Source organism: Streptomyces krungchingensis, from assembly GCF_054729265.1.
The window spans coordinates 8948135-8966375 of sequence record NZ_JBPUKY010000001.1 but is presented as its reverse complement, the minus strand read 5'-3'; the positions used below and the strand labels follow the sequence as shown (position 1 = coordinate 8966375).

Sequence of the window (18241 nt, the reverse complement as noted above, 5' to 3'; positions counted from 1 at the left end):
TCGGCTACCGCGGCACGGCCGGCTCCGCGAATGCCCGTTCGAAAGCACTCAGGGTGACCGACCCGCGGGTGCGGTCGAGCACTCCGAACACGACGTGGGTGAAGGCGCCGGCGAATCGGCCGTCGCCGCCCAGCAGGGTGTGGAAGGCGTCCGCCACCTGTGCGGGGTCGTTGCGGAAGACGCCGCAGCCCCATGCTCCGAGCACCAGTCGCCGGTAGCCGTGGGCCGCGGCCGTCTCCAGGACCCGCTCGGCGCGCACCGCCAGGGCGCCCGGCAGATCGGCCGCGCGCTCGGGCGTCCTGCGCAGGATCACACCCGCGTTGGGCGCGGCGGCGGTCAGGAATCCGGCGTGGTACGGGGCGTCGAGGAGGGCGCCGCGGTCGTCGCGGAAGACGGGCACGGCGGGTGAGTGGATCACGCGGTCCGTGTAGAACGGATCGCGGTGGGCGCGGTGGTGGTCGTAGAACTCGCGGACCCCGGCCAGGCACGTGTACAGCGCGGAGGCCCGGCACAGGGCCTCCTCCTGGGCCTGCGCGCCGTTCAGGTAGCCGCCGCCGGGGTTGCGTGCCGAGGCGAAGTTCAGTACGGCGACGGGGTCGTCCCCGGTGAGCCTGCGGGCGGCCTGGAGGCTGCTCTCGCCGGTGACCTCGAAGACCGTCTCCCGCGGGGCGAGCGCAGGGATCTCCACCGGCTCCGGACCGTGCATCCTCGTGCCGGCGCGAGCGGCCGCCACGGCCGCGCCGATCGGGACCTCGCGTCCGTCGGAGGCGCGATAGGCCCCGGCCGCGACGATTTCCTCCGTCCGAAGTGCCGTCGCACGCAGGCGAGCGCTCATGGCGCGACCCCCGTACGTGCCGCGAGCGCTCCCTGCGTGATCTCCCCCGTCGTGCCCATGAACGCATCGTGAGCGATGCTGGTCATGCGGCGCAACAGAGTTTCGCGGCCCCGCAAACAGTGTTTGGCGGTCCCGAAAGCGGCGATCTGCACCCTTGTGCGAACCGCCGCGAGGGTCTTGGGTGGGACGGGTGATTGCCGGTCCGGCCCACAAGATCCCGGGCCGGCGGCATGCTGGAATCTCAGGAGGATCCCTACATGTCCGATTCGGTGAGTGACTGTACGGAGTCCCATTCCGTCGTCACCGAGGCCGAGGTCGACGCTCTGGTCCGAGGCATCTGCTTCAAGACCGGGCCGCCCCGGTACCTCGGTGTCGAAGTGGAATGGCTCGTCCATGAGCTGCGGCAGCCGCGGCTCCCCGTCCCCTCCGCACGACTCGAAGCGGCCTACGCCGCACTGCGGACCCTGCCCCTGCGTTCGGCGCTCACCGTCGAACCCGGCGGCCAGCTGGAGCTCAGTTCCGCTCCCGCCGCCTCCCTGATGGAGTGCATCGGGTCCGTCTCGGCCGACCTCGACGCCGTCCGCGCGACGCTGCGCGCGGCGGGTCTCGGCCTGATCGGCTACGGCCAGGACCCGTGGAACCCGCCGCGCCGCTTTCTTCATGAGCCCAGGTACGACGCCATGGAGAGCTATCTCGACCGCGCGGGGCCCGAGGGCCGGGCCATGATGTGCACCTCCGCGTCCGTCCAGGTGTGCCTGGACGCCGGCTACGAGGAGCCGGGCCCGCTCGGCCACGGGCGCCGCTGGTGGCTGGCTCACCAGCTGGGCGCGGTCCTGGTGGCCGCGTTCGCCCATTCCCCGATGGCCCGGGGACGGCGCACCGGCTGGCTCTCCACACGCCAGTCGCTGTGGACCGCCATGGACCCGGGGCGCACCGACGCCCCGACGCCGGGCGTCGAGCCGCGCGCCGCCTGGGCCCGGCACGTCCTGGACTCACCGGTGATGTGCGTACGGGCGTCGAGCGGCCCCTGGGACGTGCCCGAGAACATGACGTTCCGTGACTGGACGCGGTCGGACAGCCCGCCGCGCAAGGAGGATCTGGACTATCACCTGACGACCCTGTTCCCGCCGGTCCGGCCGCGCGGGCATCTGGAGCTGCGCATGATCGACGCGCAGCCGGGCGACGACGGCTGGATCGTGCCGCTCGCCGTGACGGCGGCGCTCTTCGACGATCCGGACGCGGCCGAGACCGCCTACCGGACGGTGAAGCCGCTCGCGGAGCGGGCCGGCCCCCTGGCCGCCCCGCGCAATCCGCTGTGGCGGGACGCCGCGCGGTTCGGTCTGGCCGATCCGGAGCTGCGGGAGGCCGCGACCGTCTGTTTCGCGGCGGCGGCCGAGGCGCTGCCCCGGCTCGGTGCCACGACGGACGTCCTGGACGCCGTCGCGGAGTTCACCGAGCGCTACGTGGCCCGCGGCCGCTGCCCCGCCGACGATCTGCTCAGCAGCCTCCAGGGGTACTCTCCGGCCCGCATCCTCGATCCTTCGCACAGTCGTTCGTACGGTCAGTTCCACGGGAAGGACATCCGCACATGACCGCCCCCGAAACGCTCACGGACCCGGAGTCGCTCAGGGAGCGTGCGCTGGACGCGCTCACCACGGCCCGCGACCGCACCGCGCTCCTCACGTCCTGCGTGGAGGACCCCGAGCTGACCGCACAGCACTCGCCGTTGATGTCGCCCCTGGTGTGGGACCTCGCGCACATCGGCAACCAGGAGGAGCTGTGGCTGCTGCGCGCGGTCGCGGGGCGCGACGCCATGCGCCCCGAGATCGACGGGCTGTACGACGCGTTCGAGCATCCGCGCGCCGAACGCCCGTCGCTGCCGCTGCTGCCGCCCGCGGAGGCCCGCAAGTACGCGGCCGAGGTGCGCGGCCGGGCGCTGGACGTCCTGGAGGGCACCGCGTTCCGCGGCACGCCTCTGACCGAGGCGGGGTTCGCCTTCGGGATGATCGCGCAGCACGAACAGCAGCACGACGAGACCATGCTGATCACCCATCAGCTGCGCCGCGGGCCGGCCGCGCTGACGGCGCCGGACCCCGCTCCCGTGCCTCGGTTCACCGGGCCCTTCGAAGTCCTCGTCCCGGGTGGCCCGTTCACGATGGGGACGTCCACCGAGCCGTGGGCGCTGGACAACGAACGGCCCGCGCACCGGCGTACCGTGCCGTCGTTCTACATCGACACCACGCCCGTCACCAACGCCGCCTACCTGGCCTTCATCGAGGACGGCGGGTACGGCGACGAACGCTGGTGGACCCCGGAGGGGTGGGACCACGTCCGGGGTCACGGCATCGAGGCTCCGCTGTTCTGGCGCCGCGAGGGCGGGCAGTGGCTGCGGCGCCGGTTCGGCGTCACCGAGGTCGTGCCGCCCGACGAGCCGGTGCTGCACGTCTCCTGGTACGAGGCCGACGCGTACGCCCGCTGGGCGGGGCGGCGGCTGCCCACCGAGGAGGAGTGGGAGAAGGCGGCCCGGCACGACCCGGCGGCCGACCGCTCCCGGCGCTATCCGTGGGGTGACGCCGACCCGACGCCCGAGCACGCCAACCTCGGCCAGCGGCATCTGCGCCCGGCGCCGGCCGGCAGCTATCCGGCGGGCGAATCCCCCCTGGGTGTCCGGCAGTTGATCGGCGACGTGTGGGAGTGGACGTCGAGCGACCTGGCGCCCTACCCCGGCTTCGCGGCCTTCCCGTACCGGGAGTACTCGGAGGTCTTCTTCGGGCCGGAGCACAAGGTGCTGCGCGGCGGCTCGTTCGCCGTGGATCCGGTGGCCTGCCGGGGCACGTTCCGCAACTGGGACTACCCGATCCGGCGGCAGATCTTCAGCGGGTTCCGCACCGCGCGCGACGCCGGACCCGGGAGTGCCTGATGTGCCGTCATCTGGCGTTCCTGGGGCCCGAGGAGCCCCTCGGCGCACTCCTCGTGGAGCCGGAGCACGGCCTGTTCCGGCAGGCGTGGGCGCCCCGGCGGCAGCGGCACGGGACGGTCAACGCCGACGGCTTCGGCGTGGGCTGGTACGCCCCAGGGGACCCGGTGCCCGCCCGCTACCGGCGCGCGGTGCCCATCTGGGGCGACCAGTCGTTCGCCGACCTGGCCCGTGTCGTCCGCGCCTCCGCGCTGCTCGCCGCGGTCCGGGACGCGACCGTGGCGGGCGCCGACGGGGAGGCCGCGGCGGCGCCGTTCGCCGCGGGCCCCTGGCTGTTCAGCCACAACGGCGCGGTCGCCGGGTGGCCCGGCACGCTCGCGCCGCTCGCCACGACCCTGCCCGCGCAGGACGTGCTGTCGCTGGAGGCCCGTTGCGACTCCGCGCTCGTCTGGGCGCTGGTCCTGCACCGGCTGCGCGGCGGCGACGACGAGGGGCAGGCACTGGCGGACACGGTCGTGGAGGTCGCCGAGGCGGCCCCCGGCTCCCGCCTCAACCTGCTGCTCACCAACGGCGAGACGATCGTGGCGACCGCCTGGGGCGACACCCTGTGGTACCTCTCCGGGCCGGGCCCCCGCACCGTCGTGGCCTCCGAGCCGTACGACGACGACCCGCACTGGCGGGAGGTCCCCGACCACACCCTGCTCACGGCGAGCCGCACCGAGGTGCTGCTCACCCCTCTCAAGGACATGAACGACGACATGGCACCCGCACAGCCGAAGGAGCCCCGTACGTGAGTCCGTTCCTTCTGACCCGCACCCTCCCCGAGGACGCCACCGACGCCGCGCTGCGCGCGGACGTCCTGCACGGCCTCACCGGTACGCCCAAGACGCTGCCGCCCAAGTGGTTCTACGACGCGCACGGCAGCGAACTCTTCGAGAAGATCACCGAGCTCCCGGAGTACTACCCCACGCGCGCCGAGCGGGAGATCCTGCTCGCCCGGTCGGGCGAGATCGCCCGGGCGAGCAGCGCGCGCACCCTCGTCGAGCTGGGCTCCGGCTCGTCCGAGAAGACGCGCCATCTCCTCGACGCGCTGCCCGGGCTGCACACCTACGTCCCCGTGGACGTCAGCGAGAGCGCGCTCACCCAGGCCGGCCAGGCGCTGGCCGCCGAACGCCCCGGCCTCGGCGTGCACGCGCTGATCGCCGACTTCACCGGTTCCCTCACGCTGCCCGACACTCCCGGGCCGCGGCTCGTCGCGTTCCTCGGCGGCACGATCGGCAATCTGCTGCCCGCCGAACGCGCCGCGTTCCTGGCGTCCGTACGGGCGCTGCTGTCGCCCGGCGACGCGCTGCTGCTCGGCACCGACCTGGTCAAGGACGAGTCGGTCCTGGTCGCCGCGTACGACGACGCGGCCGGGGTGACGGCCGCGTTCAACAAGAACGTGCTGAGTGTCGTCAACCGTGAGCTGGAGGCGGACTTCGATCCCGACGCGTTCGATCATGTCGCCCTGTGGGACAGCGAACAGGAGTGGATCGAGATGCGGCTGCGCTCGCGGGCCGCTCAGACGGTGAAGATCCCCGCCCTCGACCTCGCCGTGCACTTCGCGCGGGGCGAGGAGTTGCGCACCGAGGTCTCGGCGAAGTTCCGCGAGGACGGTGTGCGGGCCGAACTGGCCTCGGCGGGGTTCGCGTTGACCCATTGGTGGACGGACGCGGAGGGCCGCTTCGCGCTGTCGCTGAACGTCGCGGGCCAGGACCGCTGACAGGACCGCCGAAAGGGCCGGGGCGGGCGCGCCGACAGGGACCCGCCCCGGCACCGGCGTGCTCCGGCTCCACGCCACCCGAGGTCCCACGGCACCCGTCGCCCCGCGTCACTCGCCGTCGTCCGCCAGGGTCTTGGTGATGCGGGCGGAGGCGCGCCGGGCCTCCGCCTCCGGGTCGGCGCCGCTCAGCACCTTCGACATGTAGTCCTTGATCGGGTTGTCGGCTTCGACCGCGGCCCACCGAGGCGAGGAGGGGGTGGCGCGGCCGTGGGCGGCGCCGGCCGCCATCGCCGCGGCCCCTTCCTCGCCCGCGACGGCGTCGGCGAGGGTCGTCTTGTTGGGCACGTAGTTCATCGTGCGGGCCAGCTCGGTCTGCCACTTGGCGCCCGCGAGCGCGGCGACGACGGCCGTCGCGCCCTCCCGGTCGTCCGTGTTCTTGGGCACCACGAGGTCGGAGCCACCGGTGAAGACCGCGCCGGGAGCGGCGGCGGTCTTGCCGGGCACGGGGAAGAAGCCGAGTTTGCCCTTGAGCGCGGGATTGGTGCGCTCGATCGCCTGGACGAGTCCGGGGACGGCGACGATCTGCGCGACCCGGCCCTTGGCGAACACCCCCGACTGCGGCGGGTGTTCCTCGTCGGCGTCCACGGGCCCGTCGCCGAGCGTCTGGAGCCGCCGGTAGAAGTCCATGCCCCGCACGGCGGCCGGCGTCTGGAGTGTGCCCTCCCAATTGCCGCTGGTGGTCTCCTTGGCGAGGTCGCCGCCCTCGTCCCAGATGAACCCGGACAGGGTGTACCAGTCCTGTCCCGCCAGGTATATCCCTTGGTTTCCGCCGGAGTTGAGCCGCTCGGTGGCGGCGAGCCACTGTTCGCGGTTCTTCGGCGGCTGCTTGATGCCGGCCCGTTCGAACAGGTCCTTGCGGTAGATGACGACGCGGTTGGCCGCGTACCAGGGGACGCCGAACTGGCGGGTACCGAAGCGGCCGGGTTCGGCGAGACCGGGCAGCCAGGCGTTCATGCCCCAGTCCCGCATGGACTCGAGGGTCATGTCGCTCAGTCCGCCGCCGTCGACGTACTGCGCCACCTGGGTGTTGCCGACCTCGATCACATCGGGCGCGGACTTGTCCCGCTCCTTGAGGGCCGCCTGCACCTTCTCGCCGATGCCGGTCCACTCCTGGATGCGGATGTCGAGGCGCAGGGCGCCGTGCGTGCGTTCGAAGTCCTCGGTGAACCTCTTCAGGAAGTCCTTGGAGGCGCTGTCCTTCATCAGCCACACCGTGACCGTCCGCTGCCCCGATCCGCTGTCGGGCAGGGCTCCGCAGGCGGTGGCCAGGAACGCGGTGGCTGATACGACGGCGAGGAGGCGGAGTCTCACGAGGGGTCCTGTTCTGCCTTGCGGACAGGGGGAAGGGGGCCCGACGTGGGGGACGAGCATGGCGCTCGCACGGGTGTTCTGGATTTTGGTATGGACCAATCATTCCGTCAAGGGTCGACTACGGAAGGCTGCGTCCGGAGCCGGGCGCGGACGGCTCTCACCAGGCCCCACCGGGCGCGGCCGGGGAGCAACTTTCTCCGCAGTGCGCTCGGACATCTCGCGCAGTGCGCTCCGACATCTCGCGGACCGTCGCACCGTGGGGCACCGTGGAATGACGCGGGGCACACCCGCCACGGAGAGGAGCACCCGCATGTCCGAACACACGTACCGGGTCACCGAGATCGTCGGCACCTCCCACGAGGGGGTCGACCAGGCCATCCGCAACGGGATCACCCGAGCCTCGCAGACCCTGCGCAACCTCGACTGGTTCGAGGTCACCCAGGTCAGGGGGCAGATCGAGAACGGGCGGATCGAGCACTACCAGGTCGGCCTGAAGGTCGGCTTCCGCCTGGACGAGGGCGACTGAGAGCCCTCACCCGACCCGGTCCCGTCGAGCCGCCCCAGCCGGCCCCCCTCGGCCGGGTCCCCGACGGTTCGGTCAGGTCCGCCCTTCCCGCTCCTGTGCGTCCTTCAGCGCCGCCGACGTGGCCGCCCAGCGCGCCCGTACGACCCTGAAGCCCGCCCGCTCGGCGTCCGTGCAGACGAGTTCGTCGTCGTCGACGAGGACGCGGACCTCGCGGTCGCGGGCCAGCCGGCGCAGGACCTCCAGCTTGGTGCGGCGGGCGGGCCTGCGGTCGTCGTTGCGCCGCATCCAGATACGCCCGGCGGGCAGGCCCTGCGCGGCCAGCCAGTCGACGGTGTCGCGGCGGCACCGCTCGGGGCGGCCGGTGAGGTAGACCACCTCGCACTCGCGTGCGCTCTCCAGCGCCAGCGCGATCCCTTCGGGCAGCGGCGGGTCCTGCGGCGCCGCCGAGAAGAACGCGTCCCAGTCGCGGGGCGTGCGCTCCAGGAACCGCTGCCGGTGCGCGCTGTCCGCGAGCGTGCCGTCCAGGTCGAACACGGCGAGCGGTCTGCTGTTCGTCTCCTTCACGGGCCCACCCTATGCAGGTCCCCCGGCCGCGCCGCGCCCGCCCGCGGCCCCTGGCCCACCGACACGTCCGACGCCTCTGCCCTGCACCCGAATTGAGGCTTCGTCAGGAAGCTTCCGCCAGCCAGGGCCTGACCTGCTTGCGCGCCTCGTACAGCCGGGACTTGAGCGTGCCGAGGGGAATCCCGACGCGCTCGGCGACCTCGGCGTACTCCAGCTGGCAGATGTCCCGGTAGACCAACGGCGCCACGAGGTGCGGGTGTTCGCGCTCCAGACGCTCCAGCGCCTCCAGCAGGTCGACACGGGAACCGGCGATGACACTCGTGGTGCGCGGATCAACCTGCTGGGAGGCGTCGATCGCGACCGGCTGCTCGGCTGCCCGCCGCTTGAGTTCCCGGTACTTCTGCCGGGAGCAGTTCGCGACCACGGTGTAGAGCCAGGTGCCGAATCGGCTGCGGCCCTCGAACGTGGTGATCTTCCGGGCCACTTGGAGCAGGACGTCCTGGGCGGCCTCCTCGGCGTCCTCCCGGCAGGGCAGGAAGCGTCCGCAGCGCCGTACCACCTCGGGGCGGATCTCCTGGAGCAGTCCGTCCAGGGCCGCCTCGTCACCGGCCGCCGCCCGCAGGGCCAGCTCCTCGCTCCGCGCCGCGTCCCGCACCGAGTGCTCCCCTCACTGTCGATCAGAGGCCAGGCATGATAGTCGCATGCACTCCCTGGAGCGGATCGGCCGTTACCGTCTGGACCGGCGTCTGGGTGCCGGCGGCTTCGGCGTCGTCTGGCTCGCCCACGACGACGTGCTGGAGGCGCCCGTCGCGGTGAAGGTGCTCTCCGAGAACTGGGTCGACCACCTGGACATCCGGGAGCGCTTCCTCTCCGAGGCCCGGCTGCTGCGCCGGGCCGACTCCAGCCGGGTCGTGCAGGTCTACGACATCGGCGAACTCCCGGACGGCAGGCCGTACTTCGTCATGGAGTACGCCGACGGCGGCACCCTCGCCGACCGCGTCGGGACCGGTCCGCTGCCGGTCGCCGAAGCGCTGCGGCTGACCGCGCTGGCAGCCCGGGGAGCCGCCGCGCTGCACGAGGCCGGGATCGTCCACCGTGACATCAAGCCGTCCAACGTACTGCTGCGCGGCACGCCCGGCGGGGGCGACCGTGTCCTGCTCGCCGACCTCGGACTGGCCAAGAGCCTGGCCCAGGCGTCCGGCCTCACCATGGCGGCGGGCTCCGCGGGATACACGCCTCCCGAGCAGGCCGAGCCCGGTTCCGGCATCGACGCGCGGGCCGACGTGTACAGCCTGGGCGCCCTCGGCCACCACCTCGTCACCGGCTCGGTGCCGGGCCCGCCCGGCAAGGTCGTACGACCCGACCGGCTTCGCGCGGACCTCCCCGCGGACGTGGGGCGGGCACTCATGCGGGCCATGGAACCCGACCGTGAGCGGCGCTGGCCGACCGCCGCCGCATTCGCGGCGGAACTCGAACGGCTGGCCGCGGACGGTCCCGGCGGGACCCCGGCGGCACGACGGCGCGGCAGGCGCGGCCTGGTCGCCGCGCTGGCCGTCGCCGTCCTCGCGGGCGCCGTCACCGTCGCCGCCACGCTCGCGACGCGGGAACCCTCGGCGGGGACCGTCCGGGTCGAGGACGGCACGGGACGGGTCACCGCGCGGGTTCCGGACGCCTGGGGCCGTCAGATACGGGACTCCGGCTGGAATCCGCGCGCCCTGGGGCTCGGGGACGGGCGGGAGCCCGGACTCGCCGTCGCGGACGACCTCGCCCGGTGGCAGGACCTCCGGTCGGACGTCAGCGGCGCCTTCATCGGGCTCAGCGAGCAGGGCGACGTCGCCGCCGAGGTGCGGGCACTGGCGCACAGCGGATGCCACTACGAGGGCAGCCGCGCCTACAGCGGCGCCCGCTGGCACGGTCTGATCCGGACCTGGGACGACTGTCCGGGCAGCGGCGGCTCCGTCGTCGAGGCGGGGCTGAGCCCGGCGGGCGGCGGTGCGCGGCCCCAGGTCTACGTGCAGATCCGTCAGAAGCAAGCGGACCAGGACACGGCCGACCGGGTCATCGGGTCCGTACGGGTCGGCACCTGAACGGTCGCGTCCGGCCCGGCGCATTTTCCCCGCCGATCCCGCGAACTTTTCCGTGTGCCGGTGCATCGGACAGGGGTGACGGGGCACAACGCGCCGTGCGTACGCGTGAGGAACGCGTGCGGTGATTCCCAAGGAGTGGTGACATGGCGACCTTCCGGCGCGCGGCGGCGGACACGGACCCGGTCGACGCGGTTCCCGCGCACCGCACTTCGGCCCACACCCGACGGGCGGCGGTGCTCGCGGGCATCGCGGTGCTCGGCCTGCTCACGGGCTGCGGCACGGACGGCTCACCGAAGAGCGCGCCGCAGACGCTCTCCGGCACCGCCGAGCCCGCCTCGGGCGACAGGACCGCGGACAGCGGATCGAGCGGCACGGCCACCCCGGGCGGGGACGACACCTCGGCCGGGTCCGCCACCGCGTCCGGTACGACGTCGGGGGCGGCCCCCACGTCCTCGGGCAACTCCTCGGGCGGCGGCCGCTGCCACACCTCCGAACTGCGCGCGTCCGTGGGCAACAACGACCCGGGCGCGGGGCAGGAGAACTTCCCCGTCGTCCTGACCAACAAGTCGGGGCGCACCTGCACCGTGCGCGGCTTCCCCGGGGCCGCGTTCGTCGACGCGTCGGGCAAGCAGCTCGGCCCGGACCCCAAGCGCTCCCCGGAATCGCCGACGACGCTCACGCTGACGCCGGGGCAGAGCGCGTGGGCGGGTCTGACCTTCTCCAACCCCGAGATCAGCGGGGCGAGGACGGCGACGCCCGCCGCCCTCCTCGTCACTCCCCCCGACGAGAGGGACCCGCTCAAGGTGACGTGGACGCAGGGCAAGGTGCCGGTCTCCGGCAACGCCTCGACGGTGTCCCTGACGGTCGTCCGGGCGGGCACCGGCACCTGAACCCAGCGGCCCCAATTCCCCCTGCCCCGCCACCTGCCCCGCAGGTCGGCGGGGTTTGTCACGGAACGGCTACGTGTCCTGGATCACGCGACCCTTTCCGGATGGCCGCGCATCCCACCGATTGACGCACCCGGACAGAGCGGGGCGTCACAGGTACGGGGCTCCGGCCGCAGAGCGGGAGCCGTGGCGAGCAACCCGGGGGACGATCATGAGCGGTATCTCACGCAGGCGGCTGCTGACCGCGGCGGCATCGGCGGGCGCCCTGGGCGCGCTCTCCGCCTGCTCGGCGAACGACTGGTCGGTGGGCAATACCGGCGAGGGCGACGGAAAGGGGTCGCGGAGCAAGCCGCCCAAGCCGATCGGTGACGGTTCGACCGCCGACACCGGGGCCCAGCCCAGGCAGCCGAAGGCGCGGCGGCTGAAGCCGGGTGAGCGCCCGCCGCAGTTCGTCGTCTTCTCCTGGGACGGCGCGGGCGAGCTCAGCAACAAGCTGTTCTCCCGGTTCCGCAAGGTCGCCGCCGACCACGGGGCGTCCATGACGTTCTTCCTCAGCGGCATCTACACCCTGCCGGAGTCGAAGAAGCACCTGTACCGCCCTCCGCAGCACCCGGTCGGTGCCTCCGCGATCGGTTACCTCTCCGACCGGCACATCCACGCCACGCTCCAGCAGATACGCGCCGCCTGGCTGGAGGGGCACGAGATCGGCACCCACTTCAACGGGCACTTCTGCGGTACGGACGGAGTGCGCCTGTGGTCGCCCGCCGAGTGGCGCAGCGAGATCGAGCAGGCGATCGGGTTCGTCACCCGCTGGAAGACGAACACCGGCTTCACCGATCTCGAACCGCTGCCCTTCGACTACCACAAGGAACTGATCGGCGGGCGGGCCCCGTGCCTGGAGGGGCAGGCCAACCTGCTGCCGACCGTCGCCGACCTGGGATGGAAGTACGACGCCAGCTCACCCGGCGGGCTGCAGATCTGGCCCGGGAAGGTGCAGGGCGGCCGGATCTGGGACCTCCCGCTCCAGTCCATCCCGTTCCCCGGTCACTCCTTCCAGGTCCTGTCCATGGACTACAACCTGATGGCCAACCAGTCGAACGCGAATCCGCTCGGCGACCGTTCCCGGTTCGACGCGTGGCGTGCGCAGGCCCGTGACAGCTATCTCGCCGGCTTCCGCCGCGCCTACGAGGGCAACCGGGCGCCCCTCTTCATCGGGAACCACTTCGAACGCTGGAACGGCGGCATCTACATGGACGCCGTCGAGCAGGCCATCGCACGGATCGCCGAGCACGACGAGGTCAGGATGGTGTCCTTCCGCCAGCTCGTGGAGTGGCTGGAGGTGCAGGACCCGGCGGTCCTGCGGAAGCTGCGCACTCTCGATCCCGGGCAGTCCCCGCTCGGCGGCTGGGCGGAGTTCCTGGGCACGGCGTCCGGTTCGGGCACGCCGTCGTCCTGACGGTTCGGGCACGCCTCGGGCTGACGGCTCGGGCCCGCCGTCAGCCCGACGGCTCGGCGGTCTCCCGTACGGCGGCGGGGCGGGCGGGGTGTACCGGACTCACCGGCGGCCTCCCAGCCCTCCCTCGTGTCCGGAGCCGTATCCGTAGTCCCCGTAGCCGTATCCGGGGTCGCGGCCGGAACCGTACTGCCCGTCCCCGGGGCAGTAGGCGTACGGGGAGGTGCAGTACTCGTACGGCGGGGCGGAGGTCGCCGGAACCGGCTGCGCGGTCGACGGGGTGGGGGACGACCCGTGGGCGGCGGGCGGTGCGGATGCCGTGGGCGGTGCGGGGGTGGTGTCCGGTCCGCCGTCGGCGGAGCCCCAGTTGACCACCTCCATCTGGAGCGAGGGCGAGGAGGCGTCGAGTTCCCAGCGCTGGACGGCCCCGTCGTCGCGGACTTTGAGGAGCAGGGCCGCGCCGTCGTCGGCGGAGGCGGGCGCGAGGGCGAGGTCCTGGTTCCAGCGCGGCACCAGCGCGCCCTGGAGGGTGAAGTCGTAGCGCCGGTCCTTCGCGCCGGGGCCCGACACGCCCGGGCAGGCGGTCAGCCGGACCGAGTAGCCGAGGTGGGAGTCGAGGCACAGGCCGGGGTCCGCCGCGTCGCTCAGCAGTCCGTCGGCCTCGTACGTCCACCGGCGGGCGGACGCCGAGGTGCACGAGGTGAGCCGGGCCTCCACGCCCTTGGCGGGCTTGTCGCCCACGATGCCGACGCACAGTCCGGTCGCGGCGTTGCGCAGCAGTCCCCGCGCGGTCTCGCCCGGCCGGGCTCCGGTCCCGATCCACGAGGGCTTCGCACCGGGCGACCGGCTCGGACCGGGCGCGTCCGAGCGGCCGGTGCCGTCGGCCGTGCCGTTCTCGCCGCCGGAGCTCGTGCCGGCCGCCCAGACGACCAGCGGGACCAGGATCAGGGTGCTCACGGTGAGGACGGCGAGCGCCACCTCGCGGCGGCGCGGCGCCTGGCGGGGGGCCTTGTGCGTGCCGGCTCCCTGTCCCCGGGGGGCCCGGTGCGCGGGCGTACGCGTGTCGCCGGCGCCACGGCCGCGCGCGGCGGTGCGCGGGCGGAGTCCCGGCGGCAGCGGGACCTCGCGCACGGCGGGCGCGTCCGCGGGCGTCCCGGTCCAGGCAAGCACCCCCGTGTCGGCGGGAGTTCCGGTGAGGTCGGGTGCCGTGGCGGCGGCCTCGTCGGCCGTATGGACCCCGTCGGCCGCGGGGATCGCGGAGGCGCGTCCGGGACGGGAGGCGACGTAGTCGCGCGCGGCCCAGCCGAGCACGGCCTCGGCGAGCGGGAGTCCCAGCGGGCGGTTGAACTGGTCCAACTGTTCGGCGGTGTGGCGGCAGTGACCGCACCGGGCCATGTGATCGCTCAGATCGGGGTCGAGTCCGGCGCCGCGGCGGCGCAGGGAGACGTCGAGCATCCGGTTGTAGCGCCGGCACTCCTGCTCGGGGGCCAGCTCGCGGTGGATCTCCAGACAGCCCGCGCGCAGGCGTTCCCGGGCGCGCTCCAGCTCCGGCAGGACGTCCTCGGCCTCGAATCCCAGCAGGGCCGCGGGCACCTCCGGTCGCTCGGCCTCGACCTCGATGTGCCACAGCAGGCAGCGGGCGGGCTCGGGCAGCCGCTGGAACGCCCGGGACAGCAGGCGTCTGCCCTCCGGCGGGAGGAGCCGTGCCGCGGCCCGGTCCTCGCGGTCCGAGCCGGCGAGCAGGTTCGGGTGGAGCATGTCGCGCCGCTGGTCGGTGAGCCACTCGGCGGCCATGCGCCGGACGGTGACGAGGAGTTGGGGCCGCCATGCGGCGCCGGGCCCCGACTGGTCCAGGGATTCGCCGAACAGACGGGTGAATGCGCCCGTGGTGAGCATTCCGGCGGGCCGTACGCCGTGAGTGCACAGGCGTGCGTAGGAGTACACCGCTTCCCAGTGGCGGTCGAGCAGTTCGCCGACGGGATAGTGCACGGGTGCGTTCCCTTGGCTCTTCTTCATCTCGGCCGCGAGCCGTTCATCCGATACCTCGAACGACCGCGTCGGAGCCGGGGAATGAGGCAGCCTGGCATCATTCACGTCCGCTTTCCTCCCAAAGGCAACACGGAAATTAGTCCATACCAATGGGTATGTAGACCGCCCGGCAAGGCGGACGGCCTACCCACGGGGGCCGCGCCGCGCACGACCACCCCGGACCGCACCTGTGAAGCAATCCGGCCGCACTCGTGAAGCAAGGGGACGAACGGCCGCACCGTACGGGCACAGAAGGCAGCACAATATTGTCTGCACGCCGACAACGCACACCTTTGCACAAGCTCCCGAGACGGAACAAGCGGTCCGGCGATTTCCTTTTCCCCTGGCAGCCCGAGATATTGACAGAATGTCAGCGGGTCCCGGGAAAACGGAATTCACAAACCCCGCCGCCACCGAATCGCACGCGCGCTCGACCCATTGAGGCATCCCATTGGGAGCGCTCCCAATGGGATGCCGGGGCCACTCAATTCCGGGAACCAGGAATTCCGCTGCTCAGTGGCCGCTGATCGCCCTGGGCGTGTAGGCCCGCTCCAGTTCCTCGATCTCCTTGTCCGTGAGCTCCACCTCGACGGCGGCGACCGCGTCCTCGATGTGCAGCGGCCGGGTGGCGCCGACGACGGGCGCAGTCACGACGCTGCGGTGCAGCAGCCAGGCGAGGGCGATCCGCGCACGCGAGATCTCGCGTCCGGCGGCGATCCGGGCGACGGCGTCGACGATCTCGCGGTCGCCGTCCAGATAGAGGTTGCGGCCGAACTCGTCGGTCCGGCTGCGCGCCGTGGCGGTGTCCCAGTCCCGGGTCAGCCGTCCACGGGCCAGCGGGCTCCAGGGCAGCACGCCGACGCCCTGGTCCTCGCACAGCGGCAGCATCTCGCGCTCCTCCTCGCGGTACAGGAGGTTGTAGTGGTTCTGCATGGAGACGAACCGCGTCCATCCGTTCAGCCGCGCCGTGTACTGCGCCTTGGAGAACTGCCAGGCGTACATCGAACTCGCCCCGATGTAGCGGGCCTTGCCCGCCTTGACCACGTCGTGCAGCGCCTCCATCGTCTCCTCGACGGGGGTCGCCGGGTCGAAGCGGTGGATCTGGTAGAGGTCCACGTAGTCGGTGCCGAGGCGGCGCAGGCTGTTGTCGATCTCCGTCATGACCGCCTTGCGGGACAGGCCGCGGGCGTTGGGCCCGTCGTGCATCGCGCCGTTCACCTTGGTGGCGATGACGATCTCGTCGCGGCGCGCGAGGTCGCCGATCACCCGGCCGACGATCTCCTCGCTGGTGCCGTCCGAGTACACGTTCGCCGTGTCGAAGAAGTTGATCCCGGCCTCCAGCGCCTGGCGGATCAGCGGGCGGGAGGCCTCCTCGTCCAGGGTCCACTCGTGGACGCCGCGGTCGGGAAGACCGAAACTCATGCAGCCCAGGCAGATCCGGGACACGTCCAGGCCCGTCGAACCGAGCTTCACGTACTGCATGCTCACTCCTGCTCTCGCGCACCGTGGGATGGCGGCACTGCGGCCACCTGTTTCCCTGCCCGCCACAGGCCCGGTGAAGCCCTACTCGACGGGCGCCTCCACGTCGTCGTACACATGCACGGCCGAGATCAGGCCACCCTCGCCGCGTGTGCAGACGACGAGGCCCGCCTGGGGCGGAAGGTCGGCGTCGCCCCAGCGGTCGCAGACGTACTCGACGGCGCTGCGGGTGCCGTCGTCCGTGACGGTGCACAGCTTCAGCGGGACGCCCCCGCCCGCGGCGAAGAAGCCCTTGAACAGGTCGTTGAGCGCGGCGGTGCCGATGTACCGGTGGGTGTCGCCGGACGGTTCGCGGAAGTAGCCGTCGGGCGCGAAGGCCGCCACCACGGCGGCGACGTCCCCCTCCGCGAGGGCCGCCCGGTAGACGTCCACGACGTCGGAGGCGTGTGCGTCCGGGGCGTGCCGCACCAGCGGGGGCCGCACGACGTGGCGGCCGAGCAGCGGCCATCGGGAGTGGTAGATCCGCACCGGCATGGTGGAGGCCGGTTCCACCGCGACGGCCACGGGAAGCCCGATGCGTCCGCCGTCCGGTCCGTCGAGGCGCACGACCCATTCGCCGACGGCGCGCCGTCCGGTGACCGTGACGGCGGCCGGCTCCACGACGGCGGCGTGCTCCGTCCGCCACTGCTCCTGCTCGGCGAGCCAGGCGGCCAGGACACCCACGCCGCAGATGCGCCCGGCGCCGGGGTCGTCGAGCGCCACCGGCACCGTGGCCGTGTCCGGGTCGCGCAGGGCACCGGCGAGGTCGGCCGCTCCGAGCCGCTCGACGAGATCCGTGATCTGAGGAATCCAGACCATGAGTACTCCAGTGAAAAAGCGAGACGTTCGTCTTCGCATCGTGTGCCTGTACGCGTCCGGGCGCGACCGCAGCGGCCTGGCTCCGGGCGCGTGCGGGTGACGTCGCGGGGCGTCCGCGGTGCGGGGACGGCGAAGGAGCCTTCGCGTTCACATTCGCATGTACGTTCGACCCAAGCCCCCCCCGTGCACCGGGGGCGGGCGTGGCCGCTGTCGGAGTCGCAGCCGCAGTCGCGGTGGCAGTCGCAGTCGCAGTCGCGGTGGCAGTCGCAGTCGCAGTCGCGAGCACAGGCGCCGCTACCGGCACGGACAGCCGAGGCACGCACGGGCACGGGCACCGGCACGGGCACCGGCACCGGCACGGGCACCGGCACCGGCACCGGCACCGGCACCGGCACCGGCACCGGGAATCCTGAGGGCCCGCACGCGTTGAACCCCCTGTGAGCTCTGTGATCGCGGAAACCCGTTTCTCCGTACTCGACCGCTCGCGCACCCGGGAGGGGCACGAGCCGGCCGAGGCGCTGCGTGACACCGTGCGCCTGGCGCAGGACCTGGAAGCTCTCGGCTACCACCGGATCTGGGTCTCGGAGCACCACGGGGTGCCGGGGGTCGCCGGGTCCGCGCCCACCGTCCTGGCCGCCGCCGTCGCCGCGGCCACGCGCACGATACGGGTGGGCACCGGCGGAGTGATGCTGCCGAACCACCGGCCGCTCGTCGTGGCCGAGCAGTTCGGCGTGCTCGCGTCCCTGTTCCCCGGGCGGATCGACATGGGGCTCGGCCGTTCCGTCGGCTTCACGGACGGTGTGCGCAAGGCGCTCGGGCGGGACAAGGACGCGGCCGCGAGCGACGACTTCGCGGCGCAGCTCGACGAACTCCTCGGCTGGTTCCGCGGCACCTCCCCGACCGGCGTGCACGCGCGCCCGCCGGAGGGGCTGACCGTGCCGCCCTTCGTGCTCGCCATGGGCGAGGGCGCCGGCATCGCGGCGCGGGCGGGCCTGCCCATGGTCATCGGGGACCTCAGGAACCGGGACAAGATGCTGCGCGGCGTCGACCACTACCGCGCGGCGTTCCGGCCGTCCGTCTGGGCGCGGGAGCCGTACGTCGTCGTCTCGGGCACGGTGGCGGTCGCCGCGACCCCCGAGCGGGCACACCGCCTGCTGCTCCCCGAGGCCTGGTCGATGGCGTACTCCCGCACGCACGGCACCTTCCCGCCGCTGCCTCCCGCCGAGCGGGTGGAGACCCTCACGATGAACGGCAGGGAGCGCGCCTTCTACGAGTCCGGACTCACCGGCCACATCGCGGGCACCGAGGAGCAGGTCGCCGACGAACTGGCGACGCTGATCAAGGAGACCGGCGCCCAGGAGGTACTGGTCACGTCGAGCACGTACGACCGGGACGCCCTGCTCGACTCCTATCGCGGGCTGGCCCGGGTCGCGGGACTGACCCCGGCCTAGAATCGTGGGGTTTGCCCCGAGCC

The 18241-nt window shown here is 72.8% G+C and carries 16 protein-coding genes; 9 read left to right on the top strand and 7 right to left on the bottom strand.

Annotation, left to right across the window (positions count from 1 at the left end):
- Positions 1 to 4 precede the first annotated feature (4 nt).
- Positions 5 to 835 carry a TIGR02452 family protein gene (locus tag ACSYGO_RS38855; RefSeq protein ID WP_460389510.1) on the bottom strand — a complete coding sequence of 277 codons (831 nt, stop codon included), beginning with the start codon at positions 833 to 835 and terminating at the stop codon, positions 5 to 7.
- Between the two features lie 257 nt (positions 836 to 1092).
- On the opposite strand from ACSYGO_RS38855, the gene egtA reads away from it, so the two are divergent.
- Genes egtA through egtD form a run of 4 tightly spaced genes read left to right on the top strand, consistent with a single transcriptional unit; the run spans position 1093 to position 5514 of the window.
- Positions 1093 to 2427, top strand: coding sequence for an ergothioneine biosynthesis glutamate--cysteine ligase EgtA (gene egtA / locus ACSYGO_RS38850; RefSeq protein WP_432173998.1), 1335 nt, complete (start codon positions 1093 to 1095; stop codon positions 2425 to 2427).
- Positions 2424 to 3755 carry an ergothioneine biosynthesis protein EgtB gene (egtB, locus tag ACSYGO_RS38845; RefSeq protein WP_460389509.1) on the top strand — a complete coding sequence of 444 codons (1332 nt, stop codon included), beginning with the start codon at positions 2424 to 2426 and terminating at the stop codon, positions 3753 to 3755. The genes egtA and egtB overlap by 4 nt, the downstream gene beginning before the upstream one ends.
- Positions 3755 to 4546 carry an ergothioneine biosynthesis protein EgtC gene (gene egtC, locus ACSYGO_RS38840; RefSeq protein ID WP_426676738.1) on the top strand — a complete coding sequence of 264 codons (792 nt, stop codon included), beginning with the start codon at positions 3755 to 3757 and terminating at the stop codon, positions 4544 to 4546. The genes egtB and egtC overlap by 1 nt, the downstream gene beginning before the upstream one ends.
- Positions 4543 to 5514 (top strand): L-histidine N(alpha)-methyltransferase, encoded by a 972-nt coding sequence (egtD, locus tag ACSYGO_RS38835; protein WP_460389508.1) that lies wholly within the window; start codon positions 4543 to 4545, stop codon positions 5512 to 5514. Before egtC ends, egtD begins: the two co-directional genes overlap by 4 nt.
- Positions 5515 to 5622: 108 nt before the next feature.
- On the opposite strand, the gene ACSYGO_RS38830 is transcribed toward egtD, so the two are convergent.
- Positions 5623 to 6885 carry an extracellular solute-binding protein gene (locus ACSYGO_RS38830; RefSeq protein WP_426676740.1) on the bottom strand — a complete coding sequence of 421 codons (1263 nt, stop codon included), beginning with the start codon at positions 6883 to 6885 and terminating at the stop codon, positions 5623 to 5625.
- 310 nt (positions 6886 to 7195) lie between these two features.
- Here ACSYGO_RS38830 and ACSYGO_RS38825 point away from each other — a divergent pair, with 310 nt between their 5' ends.
- Positions 7196 to 7411, top strand: coding sequence for a dodecin (locus ACSYGO_RS38825; RefSeq protein WP_426676741.1), 216 nt, complete (start codon positions 7196 to 7198; stop codon positions 7409 to 7411).
- 72 nt (positions 7412 to 7483) lie between these two features.
- Here the strand turns inward: ACSYGO_RS38825 and ACSYGO_RS38820 are convergent, their stop codons facing one another.
- Positions 7484 to 7975, bottom strand: a complete 492-nt coding sequence (locus ACSYGO_RS38820) for a phosphatase domain-containing protein (protein WP_426676742.1) — start codon at positions 7973 to 7975, stop codon at positions 7484 to 7486.
- A 103-nt stretch (positions 7976 to 8078) separates the two neighbouring features.
- Complete coding sequence (locus tag ACSYGO_RS38815; RefSeq protein ID WP_460389507.1) at positions 8079 to 8630, bottom strand: RNA polymerase sigma factor; 552 nt, start codon at positions 8628 to 8630, stop codon at positions 8079 to 8081.
- Positions 8631 to 8676: 46 nt separating this feature from the next.
- Between ACSYGO_RS38815 and ACSYGO_RS38810 the strand changes: the two genes are divergently transcribed.
- From ACSYGO_RS38810 to ACSYGO_RS38800, 3 genes are all read left to right on the top strand, one after another.
- Positions 8677 to 10062, top strand: coding sequence for a serine/threonine-protein kinase (locus ACSYGO_RS38810; RefSeq protein ID WP_432188714.1), 1386 nt, complete (start codon positions 8677 to 8679; stop codon positions 10060 to 10062).
- 143 nt (positions 10063 to 10205) lie between these two features.
- Positions 10206 to 10952 (top strand): DUF4232 domain-containing protein, encoded by a 747-nt coding sequence (locus tag ACSYGO_RS38805; RefSeq protein WP_460389506.1) that lies wholly within the window; start codon positions 10206 to 10208, stop codon positions 10950 to 10952.
- Positions 10953 to 11160: 208 nt separating this feature from the next.
- On the top strand, positions 11161 to 12405 hold the full coding sequence (locus ACSYGO_RS38800) for a polysaccharide deacetylase family protein (protein WP_460389505.1): 1245 nt from the start codon (positions 11161 to 11163) through the stop codon (positions 12403 to 12405).
- Positions 12406 to 12504: 99 nt separating this feature from the next.
- On the opposite strand, the gene ACSYGO_RS38795 is transcribed toward ACSYGO_RS38800, so the two are convergent.
- The 3 genes from ACSYGO_RS38795 to ACSYGO_RS38785 form a co-directional block, all read right to left on the bottom strand.
- Positions 12505 to 14391 (bottom strand): ricin-type beta-trefoil lectin domain protein, encoded by a 1887-nt coding sequence (locus tag ACSYGO_RS38795; RefSeq protein ID WP_460389504.1) that lies wholly within the window; start codon positions 14389 to 14391, stop codon positions 12505 to 12507.
- Positions 14392 to 14943: 552 nt separating this feature from the next.
- Positions 14944 to 15912, bottom strand: a complete 969-nt coding sequence (locus ACSYGO_RS38790; RefSeq protein WP_460389503.1) for an aldo/keto reductase — start codon at positions 15910 to 15912, stop codon at positions 14944 to 14946.
- 81 nt (positions 15913 to 15993) lie between these two features.
- Positions 15994 to 16767 (bottom strand): nuclear transport factor 2 family protein, encoded by a 774-nt coding sequence (locus ACSYGO_RS38785; protein ID WP_426676749.1) that lies wholly within the window; start codon positions 16765 to 16767, stop codon positions 15994 to 15996.
- A 437-nt stretch (positions 16768 to 17204) separates the two neighbouring features.
- Here ACSYGO_RS38785 and ACSYGO_RS38780 point away from each other — a divergent pair, with 437 nt between their 5' ends.
- A complete protein-coding gene (locus tag ACSYGO_RS38780; RefSeq protein ID WP_460389502.1) occupies positions 17205 to 18218 on the top strand; it encodes an LLM class flavin-dependent oxidoreductase in 1014 nt (337 codons plus the stop codon).
- Positions 18219 to 18241: the final 23 nt, after the last annotated feature.